Raw genomic sequence first — 13,870 nt, forward strand, 5'->3', positions numbered from 1 at the left:
TGCTTAGCTGTCGTCCTTATAAGACTTGGCGGCATTCGATCTTACGCCAGTCGTTTCCGTGGCGCCGCACAAGCTCCCGCGCCTGGGCTGGCGATACACTTGCGTTTCGACGATGTGGTTCACTTCCGTCTCCTCGCTTTCAGGGGACGCGAACGAGGGCTCGTTGGCCGTCTGGCAATGGGGTTTTGCACCCTAGTCTGGGCATGAATGGACCTCTCCTGGAGCAGAATAAACGGTCCGGCGCGGCGAAGCTTTCCCACACTAGCATTCAGCAGTTTCACCGATCGCCTCATTGGCTGCCCCTAGCGGCTCTGACCATACGTTCTGGTGCTCTTGGACCCAAATGAACTGCACCGCGTTGTTTGCGAGCAGTGCTGTGCTTCGCAATCTGATGGAAAAATCCGACGCCCCTGCTGCACCGCAGCCAGCTCCTGGAGCCGAAGCGCGCTTTCCGTACGATCGCGCGGCGGTTGAGCGGTTTCGACAGGCATTTCCGCGCGCCAGGTGGAGTTACGAGCGCAAAAGCTGGTTCGTGCCGGGAAAGACTGCCGCGCGGCGCATCCAGCGCTGGCAGGCGCAAGAGGCGGATCTACGAGTAGCACATGATGACAGCAAGGGACGGGATGCCTTCGCCTTCGATCCCCTGTCGAGCCGGTATCTGGAAGTCGCGGACGACCTGCGAATCCGCACGCCATATTCGCGGACGGTTCTTGAGGAGTTGCGAGCCGTTCCATGGGCGAGCTGGGACGACGAACTGCGGGCCTGGAGGGTGCCTTTCCGCTCATACGAGGAGTTGAGGCGCCATTGGCCAAGCATCGAAGGGGCCGCAGGCCGCGCAGAACCGGAGGAGAGGAAACGGCGACGGGAAGCGTCCAAAGACTCCGAGGAATATGAAGCCGCTAGATTGCGGTATGCCGAACGCAGGCGACGTCGCTATCCACTGCCCCTTGACGATTTACCCCGGCTTGGCCGTGCCGTGGCGACGGAGCAATACGGCATAGTGGTCTTCACCGAGATTTCGGGTGAACTCGTCAACGCCTCGGAGTTAGCAGCGTTCTATCCGCATTTGATCGAGGCGAACGTCGACCATGTCTGGGGCAGATGGCGTCCGGCGACGTTGGCTGAATTGATTAGAACATGGCCCGCTCGGCGTGCTGCCGAGTTAGTGGAACGGCAACGAGGCTGGTGGCAACCAACGCTGCCCGAACTCAGGATAGCTCGCCAAAAAGCTCGAAGCGTGGCCCGAAGAAGGGCAAGGCTTGGGCCGCTTCCAGCGTCTGTCCGGTTGCTCTAGTGTTGAAATGTCAACCGATCGGAACCTTCCATGTGCAGCAATTGCGAACAACATATGAGCTGGCTGAACCTTGCCGGATGATGGCGTCGCTGGCCTTGAAGAGCGGGACGCATGAAACCGAACTTGACCTGCCGTAGGCGCGCGACACCCGCATCAATGATCTGGCTCCAATAACCCGCGTGGCAGCTGAAGCCAGCGTCGGCGTTCTTCGAATTTACCGGACGAAGTACCCGAAGGCGAAGGATCCATTTTCGCTCCACGCTCCGCGTTTATGGCCATCGCCGACCGAGAGGAAGTTCGCCGCTCCGCTAACACGGGCCTGGGCGCGCCAAGGTCATCGCTGAATGTAAAGCCATTTCTGCAGAATTTGACGCACACAAGGCCGATCCGAGGCCAACTGGGAGTGCATACCAGCTTGGAATTGTGCGGAACCGTACGAAGTCGATTGCAAGCAACCAACCTGGTTGGCCGGGCATTAATTTAGCAAAGCGTCAATTAGGGAAAGCATCGGGAGGAAGACCATGCTGCACGTTAACATGCCTCGCGAATTTGAAGTTGGCGATGAGGTCTCACTAGCAGGTACCGTCATCACGATTCTCCCCAGCGGCCGCGCCAGGGTGAGCATTCCCTCGTATGACCATCCTTATACGATTGATCCGCCACCCAAAGTCCGGGCCGGAGACCGAGTGGTTCTTGTTGGGGACGTCACCCGCATCGATCGCGGGGCGAACAAACTCACTGTGCGGATTGACTGCGGCGGGGTGATCACGGTCGACAAGTCGGCGATCACTCGGCTGAGAAAGCACCGCCGGACTTCAGCGGGTTGACGCTCCGGCGATACAACGGCCGGTGTCGGCGTAGGGAAGGTGCCAACGCCTTTGAACAGCCCAAGGGTGCGGCGCGGTCCAGCCGGATATGGAGCGGACGAACGGATAAATGGGAGCTCGACAGCTAGGGCACGCGTCCAGCGTAGTGCGTCCCTGGCGTCTTCGGATTACTGGTGAAGCAAGTCGCAACCGCGCCTCACCTGCCGTCCAGCGTTCGGATTCGCGATCGTCGCTCTCGGCAACAGGCGGCGCGCCCGTCCAGGACGTGTCGCACGTGTGCGCTGTGGAAGGAGACGCCCAGCACATTCGGGTGAAGGCAGCGCGGGCATCGCGATTGATCGTAACCTTTCTCTGCAACGAGCGCCTGATCGCCGGTCAGCAGTTTCAATCGCGATGGGCTCCGGCTCGTACCCATTATGGAGATCACATGTTCGTCCCGGGCCCCGATGCCGGCAATAGGTCTGCTTCGGAGCGTCGCGACGGAACTGGGCGACATGGTTGCGGTGGAGTAAGCGCCCTCCCCTGGGTTAACAACCCGGTCGGTGACGGCCGCGACCGCATCGACAACAACCGCAACGGCAATCAAGTCGTCGCTGAAAGGCCGCAAGGTATCTGTCACGACATAGCGTGCCGGCGAAGCTCCGCCCTTGCGACGGGGATTCGTTGTAAGCCGATCAGACGGCAACGCCGGGCCAGATGAGCGAGAACTTACCCTCGGTGTGGGTCTCGACCAGGCTCGACGTTCGTCGAGGGTCGTCGGTAACTGCCGACTATGAGTCAAGGTCGCAGGGCTCGTGGCCCAGCTCGTTGTGATGAAGCGCCTCTGCCATACACCTGATGTCGAACGCCTGACCGCACGCCGGGCAGACGACGAAATACTCCTCCTCCCGAAGTGGCGATGCATCGTGGTCTTGGGGGATGACGATGTCATTGTATTCGTCGGGCATTGGGTCCTCCGGCAACGCCGCCCGCCATGCTGGAACGCCTGCCGCTTCCGCTCTTCGGCATCCGGCGACAGAAACGATGCGAGCGCAGCCTCGGCGACCAGTGACAGCGAGACCTCGCGCCGCCCAGCGTAATCGGCCAGTCCGTTCATCACGTCAGGATCAAGATAGGCAGACAGACGTTTTTTCTTGGCGTTCTTCATGGGCTCAAAGCTCAATGCCATCACTGGGGTCAAGAGCGGCCTGACGTGCTGCGCGCCTCATAGCCTGATCGACACCACGACGGCGCATGGCGTCATCGTCGGGCTCGTCCCGGTCAAGATCGAACTCATCGTCGCGCTTTGTTGTTCGCTCCGGTGCGATGTCCTCGTGTTCGGGAAGCTCGGGCTGGCGGCGGATGCCGCCATTGGCCGGATCGTCGTCCTGCTGATCCTTGGCGCGCCACGATTTTTGAGGATTGCCCTCCTGCTTCATGAGAACCGTCGTTCCGGTCCAGTCGTCAGAGCGTTCGGCTTTCAAGCTCTCTCCGGCTTTCGGTGGCGGCAGGACACGCTCGGCCAGGCGCTGATCGGCGAAGTAGCGTACCTTCTTCGCTCGGATTGGGAACTGGCCAGAGATCATGATGATGGCATCGCTCGGCGGAAGCTGCATGATCTCGCCCGGCGTCATCAGAGCGCGCGCCGTTATTGTCCACGTGCTTCGTGGTGGCCGACCAGCGCCAGCACCAGGCAGGGCTGGTCCTTGTCGCCTTCTTCGCGCCCTCCCGGTGTGCCAATGCCAGAGATAGGAATAACAGAAGACGTGTCCGACTTTGGTTTTGGCCCAGAGAGCTGTCGTTGAGATGGTCGAGACTCGGCTCCATGCGGAGGCTTCGACCGCAGCGATATCGTCCTCGCTGAGCTCCACTATCAGCTCGACCCGCCTGTCGCGCTTCAACAGCCAGACAAAACCTCGTAGGCCAGCAGCACGGTGCGCGTGCGGCCGTTTTGGTGATGACGAACCGGATTGCGGAACCGAGGTATCCTGATAAGCGCCGAAGTTTTTCGAGACGGCGGTGACGGTGGCGGTCATCGGCGAGAGTGCTCTATTCCGGAATAGAGGCGTTTTCGCGCTTTCCGCGAGTGTCTGGCGCCAACCAAATGGAAACGAGCCCGTGACAAGGCTGCTGCAAGATCCAGCTGAAATCGCCGCGAGACGGACTGAAGCCGTCTACGCGCTCAACTGCGTGCCGTCCTTCGACCGCCGGGATTTTCTAGCCGGAGTTTTGACCGACGAGGACCACGCCGGCTCGCTCCCAAAAACAACAAGGCCCACTCCGGGGGCCTTGCCGTATCAACTCTGCTGTCGGCCCTGCCCTCAGTTTCCCATCATCTGCTTGGCATTTTCCGGCGTGATCGCGGTCGTGTCCACCGTCACCGTCGGCTCCACCGACGAAGCACACTCAAGCAGGATCTTCTTCGACATCTCGATCGCTTCCTTGGCGCCGGTCGGGTAGGTGAAGGTTGCCGCCCAGTCGCCCTTGGCCACGGCCTCGATGCCACCGGCCGGACCCGGCAGGCCATCGGTGCCGATGATCTTGACCTGCTTGCCCGCGCCCTTGGCTGCGAGCAGCGCACCCGCCGCCATCATGTCGTTCGAGGCATAGAGCACCTTGATGTCCGGGTGCGCTTGCAGCATGGCGGAAAAGGCGGTTTGGGCTTTGTCGGGCACCCAGTCGGCGGCCTGCTCGGCCACCACTTGGATTTTGGTATTCTCTTTCACACCGTCCTTGAAGCCGTTGAGTCGCTCCACCGCCGGCGTTGAACTCGGCAGGCCTTCAAGCACCGCCGCCTCGCCGCCTTCCGGGAGCAGGGTCTTTGCGGTGTATTTGCCCGCTTCGAGCGCGATCTTGTAATTGTCGCCGCCGATGAAGGCGGTGTAGTCTTTGCCGGGATCGCCTACCGTTTTGCGGTCTAGCTCGATGACGGGAACGCCGGCATCCATCGCGCGCTTCACCGCCGGGGTCATGGGCGCTGCCTCGAAGGGCGAGATCAAGAGCAGATCAACTTTCTGGGTTATGAAGTTGTCGACCTGCGAGGTCTGCGTGTTGACGTTGCCGGCGCCGTCGGCGATCTGAAGCGTGAACTGCGGCACTTCCTTGACCGCCGCGATCAGCTCGTCATTGACATGCTGGCGGTAGGGCTCGGCATTGTTCGCCTGCGAAAAGCCGATGATGAACTGGCCGTCCTTGGCGCAGGCCTTGACCATCGGGTCGGCCGCTTGGGCAACGCCCGCCATGCACAGGCAAGAGCCTGCTAGAAAGGCGACCTGCAGGGCGCGTCTCGATCTTTTTTCCATCGTTGTCATGCTTGATCTCCTCCTCGCCGGGCCTAGGGCCAGACCTTGGTTTCACGGTCTTTCAAATGCTGCCGCCGGCCTCCTATCGTCCCAAACCCTCGCGGCGGCGAACGAGGGATTGAAGCACTGCCGCCAGAACGATGATCGCGGCGGTCGCGAGCAGCTGCATGGCGGGGGTAATGTTGTTGAGCTGTAGGATGTTGGCGAGCGCACCGAGCATGATGGTGCCGGCAACGGTGCCGACCATCGAGCCGGCGCCGCCGAACAGGCTGGTGCCGCCGATGACCACGGCCGCGATGGCCGTGAGCTCATAGCCCATACCGTCATTGGCGCTGCCGAAGTTGAACTGACCGGCATGCACGATGCCGGCAAGGGCGGCGGCAAATCCGGTAATGGCGTAGACCGAGATCTTGACCATCGAGACCGGCACGCCCGAAATACGCGCCGCTCGCTCGTTGCCACCGACGGCAAAGACATAGCGGCCGAAGCGCGTGGTATTCAGTACCAGGGTAGCAATAGTGGCGAAGACGATGAAGACAATGGTCGCCACCGGCACCGTGTTGTTGAACAGGCGCTCGCCCAGCACCGCGAAGACAGGTGGCGCCAGGCCGGGCCCGTCGCCATAGGAAATATTAATGTACTGGTTGCCGGAAACGACCAGCGCGAGACCTCGCGCCGCCTGCAGGCCGGCGAGCGTGACGATGAACGGCTCGAGCCGAAAGCGGCTGGAAATGGTGCCCTGGATCATGCCGAAGACGGTGCCCATTACCAGCACGGCGAGGATGGTCGGGATAAGCCCGAAGCCGCCGGAGATCATCATCGTCGCGGTGACGACGCTGGAGAGACCAAGCACTGCGCCCACCGAAAGGTCGATGCCGGCGGTGATAATGACGAAGGTCATGCCGATGGCGATAATGCCGGTCTCCGACACCGCGCGCACGATGTTGGCCATGTTGTCGGGCGCAAGGAACAGTATCTCGCCATGGCGCCTCGGCGAGAAGATGACGCCGCCGATCGCCACCAGCACCAGGCCGATCAGGCTCTGGAAGCGCACGATCAGCGCGAGTGGATCGCGATGCTTTGCGGCCGGTGCGGCCAGCACCGGACCGCTCGCAACCGAAATCTTCTGCTCGGACATCACGCCTCCCTGCCATTTGCCGCTGCCATCACGGTGTGCTCGTCAACGCCACCGGTGAATTCCGCTACATTGCGCCCCTGGCGCAGCACCACGATGCGGTCGCACAGGCCAATCAGCTCCGGCATTTCGCTGGAGGCAACCAGGATGCCCAGGCCTTGTGCAGCCAACTGCCGCAGCCGCTGATAGATCTCGCCCTTGGCGCCGACATCGACGCCGCGCGTCGGCTCGTCGAGCAGCAAGAGCCGGGGATTGCCAAGTATCTCCTTGGCCAGCACCACCTTCTGCTGGTTGCCGCCGGACAGCGCGCCGACCGCGACGTCGGGATTCTTCGGCCGAATGTCGAACTGGCCGAACGATTGTTTCACCGCCTGGGCCTGGCGGCCCGGCGACATCAGTCCGCCCGGCGATATTCGCCGGATCACCGACATGACGAGGTTGAGGCCAACCGCCATCCTCAGCATGAGGCCACTGCCACGGCGGTCGTCGGTGACGAAGGCGATGCCGGCAATGCGCGCGGCTCTGATCGAATCAAGCTTGACCGGGCGGCCGGAAATGGCGACGCCGCCCTCCCAGTGACCGGAAAGGCCGGTGCCGTAAAGCGCGCTCAGGAGCTCGGTGCGCCCTGCCCCCATGATGCCTGCCAGCCCGACGATCTCGCCTTCATGCACCTCGAGTGAAAGCCCTGTCGGGGCCTGCCAGCCGGCGCTGTCGCGCGCTAGCCGGAAGCTGGCATCGCGCAGACTGAGCAGAGCCCGGCCGACGGCTGTGGTGCGCTGGGGATAGAGTTCGTCCAGTGGGCGCCCGACGAGCAGCCGCACCAGTTCGGCCTGCGGTGCGTGCGGATCGGTGATGCCGGCTACACGTCCGTCCCGCATCACCGTCACCCGGTCCGCGATCTGCGGCACTTCCTCCAGACGGTGGGAGATATAGACGATGCCGACGCCACTGGCGGCGAGCTTGCGCATGATGTCAAACAGCCTCTCGACCTCGCCCACCGTTAGGGCCGCCGTCGGCTCGTCCATGATCAGGACCCGCGTCGCATAGGACAACGCTTTGACGATCGCAACGACCTGGCGTTGCCCGATCGAGAGGTCGCCGACTAGCCTGGCGGGATCGATAGCCAGTTCGATAGCTTCCAGACGCTTGCGAGCTTCGCGGCGCATCCGCGCCACATCGAGCAGTCCGCCCGAGCGCATCAATTCGCGGCCAAGGAAGAGGTTTGACGCCACATCGAGCGTTGGAACGAGATCAAGCTCCTGAAAAATGGTCGCAATTCCGGCCGTCTGCGCCTCGCGCGGGTTGTTGAACCGCACCGGCTTGCCGTCAATCTGGATCGTACCTTCGTCGGGTGCGTAAACTCCCGACAGCAGATTCATCAATGTCGATTTGCCGGCGCCGTTCTCGCCCAGCAGGGCGTGGATCTCGCCTGGCTTGAGATCGAAATCGACACCGCGTAGTGCCTGGACGCCGCCGAAGCGTTTCACGGCCCCTGTCACCGATAGAAGCGGCGCGCTCATGCCGGCCTCCCGCAGGATTGACGGGCATGCAGCGTCGCCTGAAGCCGCACCGAGCGGGGCTCGCTATCCGTTGACGCAATTCGGGCGCTAAGCAACGATGCGGCCTGCCGCCCGATTTCGGCGCAAGGCTGCGCAATAAGGGTCAGTCGCGGCTCAAAACAGTCGGCCCATTCGAAGTCGTCAAAGCCGACAAGTGAAAGATCCCGAGGTATTTCGAGACCTTTTTCGCGAACCGCTCGGACCGCTCCGATCGTCGCCATATTGTTGCCGGTGACCAACGCCGTAGGCGGCGAAGGCAACGACAACATCGCGCGGGTCGATGCCGTAGCGCTCGCCGTATCGACGTTCCCTGGCGGCAGATATTCCGACACGTAGGCAAGTCCGTTAGCCATCAAAGCTGACTTGAACGCATCGATACGTTCGCGAGTCGTAGCAAGGCCCGGCTGCCCTGCAATGAACCCAATCCGCTGATGGCCGAAGGATGCGACGTGATCGATAAGAGCCCGCATCGCAGATTGGTTCTCAACGCCGATCTGGTCAAATCGCTCGTCCGCAAACCGGTCGATCAGAACACAGGGAACCATTTTCTCGGCAAGGTAGTTGGTGGCTCGCTCTGGGGCACCCGAGGGCGCCAGAATAACGCCGTCAACACGTCGTTGATGGAAAGCGCGAACGACCGCAAGCTCCCGATCAGGATCGTCCTGCGTGTCGGAAAGGAAAACCATGAGGCCAAGACGCGCGCATTCCGCTTCCACGGCACAGATGATGTCAGTGAAATACGGGTTCGAGATCGCCGAAATCGCCAAGCCGACGCTGTTGGTTGAAGCGACCTTGAGGGAACGCGCCAGCCCATTGGGCTGATATCCAAGCAAAGCAATCGCTTCATTAATGGCTCTCGACTTCGCAGGCGAGACAAAGCGCGTGCGGTTGATCACATGGGACACCGTTGAGACCGACACCCCGGCACGACGGGCTACCTCAACCATCGTTGCCATTGCGGCTCAAACGGAGTGCTGCACGCAAGCGCTCCTCCCTGATGTTGCGCTTTAAACCCGACTCTGTCCTGGCAGGTACAATAACCATAGTGCCATCGAAACGTTTGCGCAATCGATTCGATAGGCGTTTTTGACTTGATCAGACTATTGTTGTCTAGAGTGGAGCAAAGCAGACACACGACGTCCGCTCCCCTCACCACTCGAATTCTGTGGGCACGATTTTTAGAAATGGTGCGCGAGCAGATTGCCAAACTCGTCGGAAAGATCATGGTCCCGAGAGATGGTTCAATCTGGCGTCGCGCGATGATCGGGCATAGCGTCGCATCAGGAATTCTCGCCTCTGCTAACCTATCTTGCCGGCTGATTCATCCGTTCACTGGCGGCACTGGCGGAACATCGTCGGCTATTTCCTGCCTCAGCCTTGGTCCTTTGCTGAGCCGGCGACCGAGCGCATCGACGAAATTGTCATAACGCTGCAAACCCTTCGCGCGGGCTTCGGCCTGAGCGGATTCCGGCAAGGCTGGGGTCGAGTTGAGCCAAAACCGGACGAACAATGCTAGCGTCTCAATAGCAATTCCGACGTCACGCTCGACACGCTGCACGCGTCGATCGATCTGGTCGAGGCGGCGAGTTATCGCCGCTTGCTTCCGCTCTTCGGCATCCGGCGACAGAAACGATGCGAGCGCAGCCTCGGCGACCAGTGACAGCGAGACCTCGCGCCGCCCAGCGTAATCGGCCAGTCCGTTCATCACGTCAGGATCAAGATAGGCAGACAGACGTTTTTTCTTGGCGTTCTTCATGGGCTCAAAGCTCAATGCCATCACTGGGGTCAAGAGCGGCCTGACGTGCTGCGCGCCTCATAGCCTGATCGACACCACGACGGCGCATGGCGTCATCGTCGGGCTCGTCCCGGTCAAGATCGAACTCATCGTCGCGCTTTGTTGTTCGCTCCGGTGCGATGTCCTCGTGTTCGGGAAGCTCGGGCTGGCGGCAGATGCCGCCATTGGCCGGATCGTCGTCCTGCTGATCCGTGATGGACCTCGCTTCTTGAGAATTGCCCTCCTGCTTCATGTGAACCGTCGTTCCGGTCCAGTCGTCAGAGCGTTCGGCTTTCAAGCTCTCTCCGGCTTTCGGTGGCGGCAGGACACGCTCGGCAAGCCGCTGATCGGCGAAGTAGCGTGTCTTCTTCGCTCGGATTGGGAACTGGCCCGAGATCATGACGATTGCGTCGGTGGGCGGCAGCTGCATGATCTCGCCCGGCGTCATCAGAGCGCGCGCCGTTTCCTGCCGCGACACCATCAGATGCCCGAGCCAGGGCGACAATCTGTGGCCGGCATAGTTTTTCATGGCGCGCAACTCGGTCGCGGTCCCCAAAGAGTCTGAGACGCGCTTGGCTGTCCGCTCGTCATTGGTGGCGAAGCTTACCCGTACGTGACAATTGTCGAGGATGGAATTGTTCGGTCCGTAGGCCTTCTCGATCTGATTGAGTGATTGTGCGATCAGGAACGACTTGATGCCATAGCCGGCCATGAAGGCCAGCGCGCTTTCGAAGAAATCAAGCCGGCCGAGCGCCGGGAACTCGTCGAGCATCATCAACAGACGCTGTCGATGATCCTTCGCATGGAGATCTTCCGTCAGTCGGCGGCCGATCTGGTTAAGCACGAGGCGGATTAGCGGCTTTGTGCGGCTGATATCCGATGGCGGCACGACCAAATAGAGGGTCGTCGGCCGTTTCTCCTCGACAAGGTCGGCGATCCGCCAGTGGCAACATGACGTCACCTTGGCCACAACCGGATCGCGGTAGAGGCCCAGAAAACTCATGGCCGTCGAGAGCACGCCGGAGCGCTCGTTTTCGGATTTGTTGAGCAGTTCTCGGGCAGCCGACGCGACGACCGGGTGCGGGCCGGCATCGCCCAAATGCCGGGTCAGCATCATGGCGCGCAACGTCGTCTCGATTGGCCTCTGTGGATCGGAGAGGAAGTTCGCCACGCCGGCAAGGGTCTTGTCTTTCTCCGCATAGAGCACATGCAGTATGGCGCCGACCAGCAGCGCATGGCTGGTCTTCTCCCAGTGGTTGCGGCGTTCCAATGTGCCTTCCGGGTCGACCAGGACATCCGCCACGTTCTGCACATCTCGAACTTCCCGCTCGCCTCGTCGCACCTCCAGCAGAGGGTTATAGGCCGCGGATGCGGCATTGGTCGGATCGAACAGAAGCACCCGGCCGAAATGTGCGCGCCATCCGGACGTCAGTTCCCAGTTTTCGCCTTTGATGTCGTGGACAATTGCCGAACCCGGCCAAGTCAGCAGCGACGGCACGACCAAGCCAACACCCTTGCCGCTTCGGGTCGGCGCAAAACACAGCACGTGTTCGGGACCGTCATGGCGTAGATAGTCGTGGTCGAGCTTGCCGAGCACCACGCCATCAGGACCGACTATGCCTGCGGCTCTGATTTCGGCTCGCGTCGCCCAGCGTGCCGAGCCATAGGTCGCGGAGTCCTTTGCCTCGCGCGCGCGCCATACCGACATCCCGATCGCGGTGGCGATCGCCATCAGGCTGCCGCTTGCCGCAATCGCCGCGCCCTCAACAAATACCTTCGGCGCGTAGACGTCATAGAAAAACCACCACCAGAAAAATGCCGGCGGGGGAAAAATGGGCTGTCCCGCCAGTTCGAACCAGGACGGACCGAGTTGGCTCTGAAAGCCGAGCCGCCATGCCGTCCATTGTGTCGCTGCCCATGTTGTCACGAGGACGAACCCAAGGGTGGTGAGGACCTGTCCCCACAAAATCTTGGTTGCCGGCACTTGTCGTGTCTCCGATCTGATGACCCGAACAACAAAGAAAGACCGAGTGTCGAGATATGCAAGCGGAAGGAGTTGTCAAAAGCGGCAGGACGTACTGTGAGATAGAAAGACTTGCAGAATTCGGTGCGAGACTTCTTTGGAAAGTATTTCACTTGGGCAGAGAGATCAGAGTCGGGTCGTTGCCATTGCGCCACCATGGAACAATCGTGACTGTTCTCATTCTGGTGGTCGTGAAGGAGATCAACTAAATCGCAGATCTGCACAACTATCCCACTTGCGCCTCGAATGGGAAAGGGGTCCGACACCTGGCACATGGAACGTCCGGCCCAGAGCCGCTCGATCTCTTGTGCCCGATCGCACTGTCTGCCGACGACCTGATCACGTGCAGCCGCGCATAAGATCCGCAAATTGCAAGATGATCGCGGCTGCGGTGGCTATTTGTCGACGAAAGCCGGCTGCAGGACCGTCGCTGGTTCTCAATGGAGACTGCCGCAACCGCGCCAAAGCGCGACGTTATCGGGAACGAATCCGTGCGTTGGGTTTAGCTCCGCTTCGCAGCGCGCGCTGGAGGAGCGCCTACGTCGATTCGGATCCGACGCTCGCAAGCCGGCAATGCTGGAAGACCTAGCTGCCAGCCGCCGGCGCTGGGCCGCCCTGCCCGTGCTCGATGCTCGCAGCGCCGACGAGATCATGGGGGCGCGGCCAGCAAGGACGCTTAGTGCGCAATCGATAGGACCTCCTCGCAACCCCGTTTGGACATGGACTTGGAATAGTTGAAAAACGCTCTCGACAGCCGTTATTTGGACTGGCGCGCGGCAGCGATGGCCTGCAAGAGATTAATGCTGCTCATGTCAGGTTGACTGGATGCGGCAACAGCCAGTGCTGCGGCATCGGCCATTTTCGCGACGTCGTCGCTGCTGATGGTTCCGCGCTTTTCCAGCAGGTTTAAAAGTTCGACAACGAGAATGAAGGCGTTCACGCCATACCGTTCGGCTCTGAGCTCGAATTCGCCCCGCGCCAGTTCCTCCGAGTCTCCCTCGACCCTTTTGTCCATGATTTGATCGCCTCCCGCGGCAAAGCTATCATAAATTAACAACGTGTTCTAACCCGCCTTCATCTGGAAAAACCCGCCGTGCCCATCAGCACGGCGGGTTGATCAAGCGTTGCCCAAGGCCTGGTGCTGGCAGATCTATAGATCGATTGCCGCCCGACAGCCTATCAAACACGCTTCGTCCCCGCGCCGCCTAACTTGGTAACGGCGGGCTTCTCCTCCCCAAATCGTTCAGGTCACTGGATGACTTTGACGATCTTGCGTGTGCCTGGATCAACGACAACGGTCCGATTGTCGACGACGACGTAGCGGTATTTGACGTTCGGGACCTCATGAAGCTCGACTGTGTCGGGCAGGGTTGAGCCGATATTGAGCTCCACTCCAGGAATTTTCACCGAAGCGAGTGGCTGCTTTTTCACATATTCCTTAATCACCGTCTCCTGTTCCGGGTCGATCACCACGTCCTGAGCGGCGGCAGCACCGACACCAGCCAGCAGCAGAAATCCCGCGGCTGCGGTGGAAAGACGCATTCTCATAGCTATCTCCTTGTGAGCTCTCTTGCACTGGACGCGAAACTTTGCGCCAAAGCTCCCCCAAACATGAAGCTTGTGCAGACGTTCCTCACTGAGCCTTCGGTCTAGCCGTGCGTAGGACCAAAGTCTTCGCTGCAGTGCGCAATAGCCCCGCACATGCAGCCACCCGGAACTGTGTCTGTTCGTACTCGGCGTCGCTCAACGGAGGAGCCTATGGAGAACAGTGTCCACCAAGCTCGCTGGCTGCTTGCACCGGTTTTCGCCGTCTCCATCACCTTCTTGGTGATAGGAATGGTTGCCAGCTGATGCTCGCTAGCCAGAAATGACGCTCCAACAGCCCCGAATTTGTATCTGCGCAGAAAAGTCCCTTCCTGCGCTGATAGGATCCGCCCGCCATTCCTCGATAGGCGGACGGATCCTCATTTCCCAGCT

The 13,870-nt window shown here is 60.8% G+C and carries 13 protein-coding genes and 1 pseudogene; 3 read left to right on the forward strand and 11 right to left on the reverse strand.

Features of this window, described 5'->3' with window-relative positions:
* Positions 1-391 precede the first annotated feature (391 nt).
* Positions 392-1,294, forward strand: a complete 903-nt coding sequence (locus NKJ28_RS09155; RefSeq protein ID WP_352635407.1) for a hypothetical protein — start codon at positions 392-394, stop codon at positions 1,292-1,294.
* A gap of 521 nt (positions 1,295-1,815) precedes the next feature.
* Positions 1,816-2,121 (forward strand): hypothetical protein, encoded by a 306-nt coding sequence (locus NKJ28_RS09160; protein ID WP_352635113.1) that lies wholly within the window; start codon positions 1,816-1,818, stop codon positions 2,119-2,121.
* Positions 2,122-2,891: 770 nt separating this feature from the next.
* On the opposite strand, the gene NKJ28_RS09165 is transcribed toward NKJ28_RS09160, so the two are convergent.
* From NKJ28_RS09165 to NKJ28_RS09205, 9 genes and pseudogenes are all read right to left on the reverse strand, one after another.
* Entirely contained in the window at positions 2,892-3,068 is a 177-nt protein-coding gene (locus NKJ28_RS09165) for a hypothetical protein (RefSeq protein WP_352635435.1), read from the reverse strand.
* A gap of 35 nt (positions 3,069-3,103) precedes the next feature.
* Positions 3,104-3,268 (reverse strand): annotated as a pseudogene (locus NKJ28_RS09170) (CopG family transcriptional regulator); the annotation flags it as partial.
* A 4-nt stretch (positions 3,269-3,272) separates the two neighbouring features.
* Positions 3,273-4,136 (reverse strand): type IV secretory system conjugative DNA transfer family protein, encoded by an 864-nt coding sequence (locus NKJ28_RS09175; protein WP_352635114.1) that lies wholly within the window; start codon positions 4,134-4,136, stop codon positions 3,273-3,275.
* 285 nt (positions 4,137-4,421) lie between these two features.
* Positions 4,422-5,411, reverse strand: a complete 990-nt coding sequence (locus tag NKJ28_RS09180; protein WP_352635116.1) for a substrate-binding domain-containing protein — start codon at positions 5,409-5,411, stop codon at positions 4,422-4,424.
* A 73-nt stretch (positions 5,412-5,484) separates the two neighbouring features.
* Positions 5,485-6,540, reverse strand: a complete 1,056-nt coding sequence (locus NKJ28_RS09185) for an ABC transporter permease (protein ID WP_352635118.1) — start codon at positions 6,538-6,540, stop codon at positions 5,485-5,487.
* Positions 6,540-8,057: a sugar ABC transporter ATP-binding protein gene (locus NKJ28_RS09190; protein ID WP_352635120.1), complete on the reverse strand. Its 1,518-nt coding sequence runs from the start codon at positions 8,055-8,057 to the stop codon at positions 6,540-6,542. The genes NKJ28_RS09185 and NKJ28_RS09190 overlap by 1 nt, the downstream gene beginning before the upstream one ends.
* Positions 8,054-9,052, reverse strand: coding sequence for a LacI family DNA-binding transcriptional regulator (locus NKJ28_RS09195; RefSeq protein ID WP_352635122.1), 999 nt, complete (start codon positions 9,050-9,052; stop codon positions 8,054-8,056). Before NKJ28_RS09195 ends, NKJ28_RS09190 begins: the two co-directional genes overlap by 4 nt.
* Before the next feature lie 365 nt (positions 9,053-9,417).
* Positions 9,418-9,852 carry a hypothetical protein gene (locus NKJ28_RS09200; protein ID WP_023679188.1) on the reverse strand — a complete coding sequence of 145 codons (435 nt, stop codon included), beginning with the start codon at positions 9,850-9,852 and terminating at the stop codon, positions 9,418-9,420.
* Positions 9,853-9,856: 4 nt separating this feature from the next.
* Positions 9,857-11,854 (reverse strand): conjugal transfer protein TraG, encoded by a 1,998-nt coding sequence (locus NKJ28_RS09205; protein ID WP_352635124.1) that lies wholly within the window; start codon positions 11,852-11,854, stop codon positions 9,857-9,859.
* A gap of 486 nt (positions 11,855-12,340) precedes the next feature.
* Between NKJ28_RS09205 and NKJ28_RS09210 the strand changes: the two genes are divergently transcribed.
* Complete coding sequence (locus tag NKJ28_RS09210) at positions 12,341-12,631, forward strand: type II toxin-antitoxin system VapB family antitoxin (RefSeq protein ID WP_502902174.1); 291 nt, start codon at positions 12,341-12,343, stop codon at positions 12,629-12,631.
* A gap of 19 nt (positions 12,632-12,650) precedes the next feature.
* Here NKJ28_RS09210 and NKJ28_RS09215 read toward each other — a convergent pair whose 3' ends face one another.
* A complete protein-coding gene (locus NKJ28_RS09215; protein WP_352452180.1) occupies positions 12,651-12,908 on the reverse strand; it encodes a hypothetical protein in 258 nt (85 codons plus the stop codon).
* Positions 12,909-13,141: 233 nt separating this feature from the next.
* The gene (locus NKJ28_RS09220) at positions 13,142-13,441 is read right to left on the reverse strand and encodes a DUF1236 domain-containing protein (protein WP_023679192.1); all 300 of its coding nucleotides are present in this window, start codon (positions 13,439-13,441) and stop codon (positions 13,142-13,144) included.
* Between the last annotated feature and the right edge of the window lie 429 nt (positions 13,442-13,870).

The organism is Mesorhizobium sp. M0145, assembly GCF_040322355.1.
Taxonomy (GTDB): domain Bacteria; phylum Pseudomonadota; class Alphaproteobacteria; order Rhizobiales; family Rhizobiaceae; genus Mesorhizobium.

What these genes read in the sequence shown, in the direction of transcription:
- NKJ28_RS09215 (WP_352452180.1), bottom strand. Translation starts at nt 12,908, where the DNA reads ATGGACAAAAGGGTCGAGGGAGACTCGGAGGAACTGGCGCGGGGCGAA.
- NKJ28_RS09190 (WP_352635120.1), bottom strand. Translation starts at nt 8,057, where the DNA reads ATGAGCGCGCCGCTTCTATCGGTGACAGGGGCCGTGAAACGCTTCGGC.
- NKJ28_RS09200 (WP_023679188.1), bottom strand. Translation starts at nt 9,852, where the DNA reads ATGAAGAACGCCAAGAAAAAACGTCTGTCTGCCTATCTTGATCCTGAC.
- NKJ28_RS09220 (WP_023679192.1), bottom strand. Translation starts at nt 13,441, where the DNA reads ATGAGAATGCGTCTTTCCACCGCAGCCGCGGGATTTCTGCTGCTGGCT.
- NKJ28_RS09175 (WP_352635114.1), bottom strand. Translation starts at nt 4,136, where the DNA reads ATGACCGCCACCGTCACCGCCGTCTCGAAAAACTTCGGCGCTTATCAG.
- NKJ28_RS09185 (WP_352635118.1), bottom strand. Translation starts at nt 6,540, where the DNA reads ATGTCCGAGCAGAAGATTTCGGTTGCGAGCGGTCCGGTGCTGGCCGCA.
- NKJ28_RS09155 (WP_352635407.1), top strand. Translation starts at nt 392, where the DNA reads ATGGAAAAATCCGACGCCCCTGCTGCACCGCAGCCAGCTCCTGGAGCC.
- NKJ28_RS09160 (WP_352635113.1), top strand. Translation starts at nt 1,816, where the DNA reads ATGCTGCACGTTAACATGCCTCGCGAATTTGAAGTTGGCGATGAGGTC.
- NKJ28_RS09165 (WP_352635435.1), bottom strand. Translation starts at nt 3,068, where the DNA reads ATGCCCGACGAATACAATGACATCGTCATCCCCCAAGACCACGATGCA.
- NKJ28_RS09195 (WP_352635122.1), bottom strand. Translation starts at nt 9,052, where the DNA reads ATGGCAACGATGGTTGAGGTAGCCCGTCGTGCCGGGGTGTCGGTCTCA.
- NKJ28_RS09180 (WP_352635116.1), bottom strand. Translation starts at nt 5,411, where the DNA reads ATGACAACGATGGAAAAAAGATCGAGACGCGCCCTGCAGGTCGCCTTT.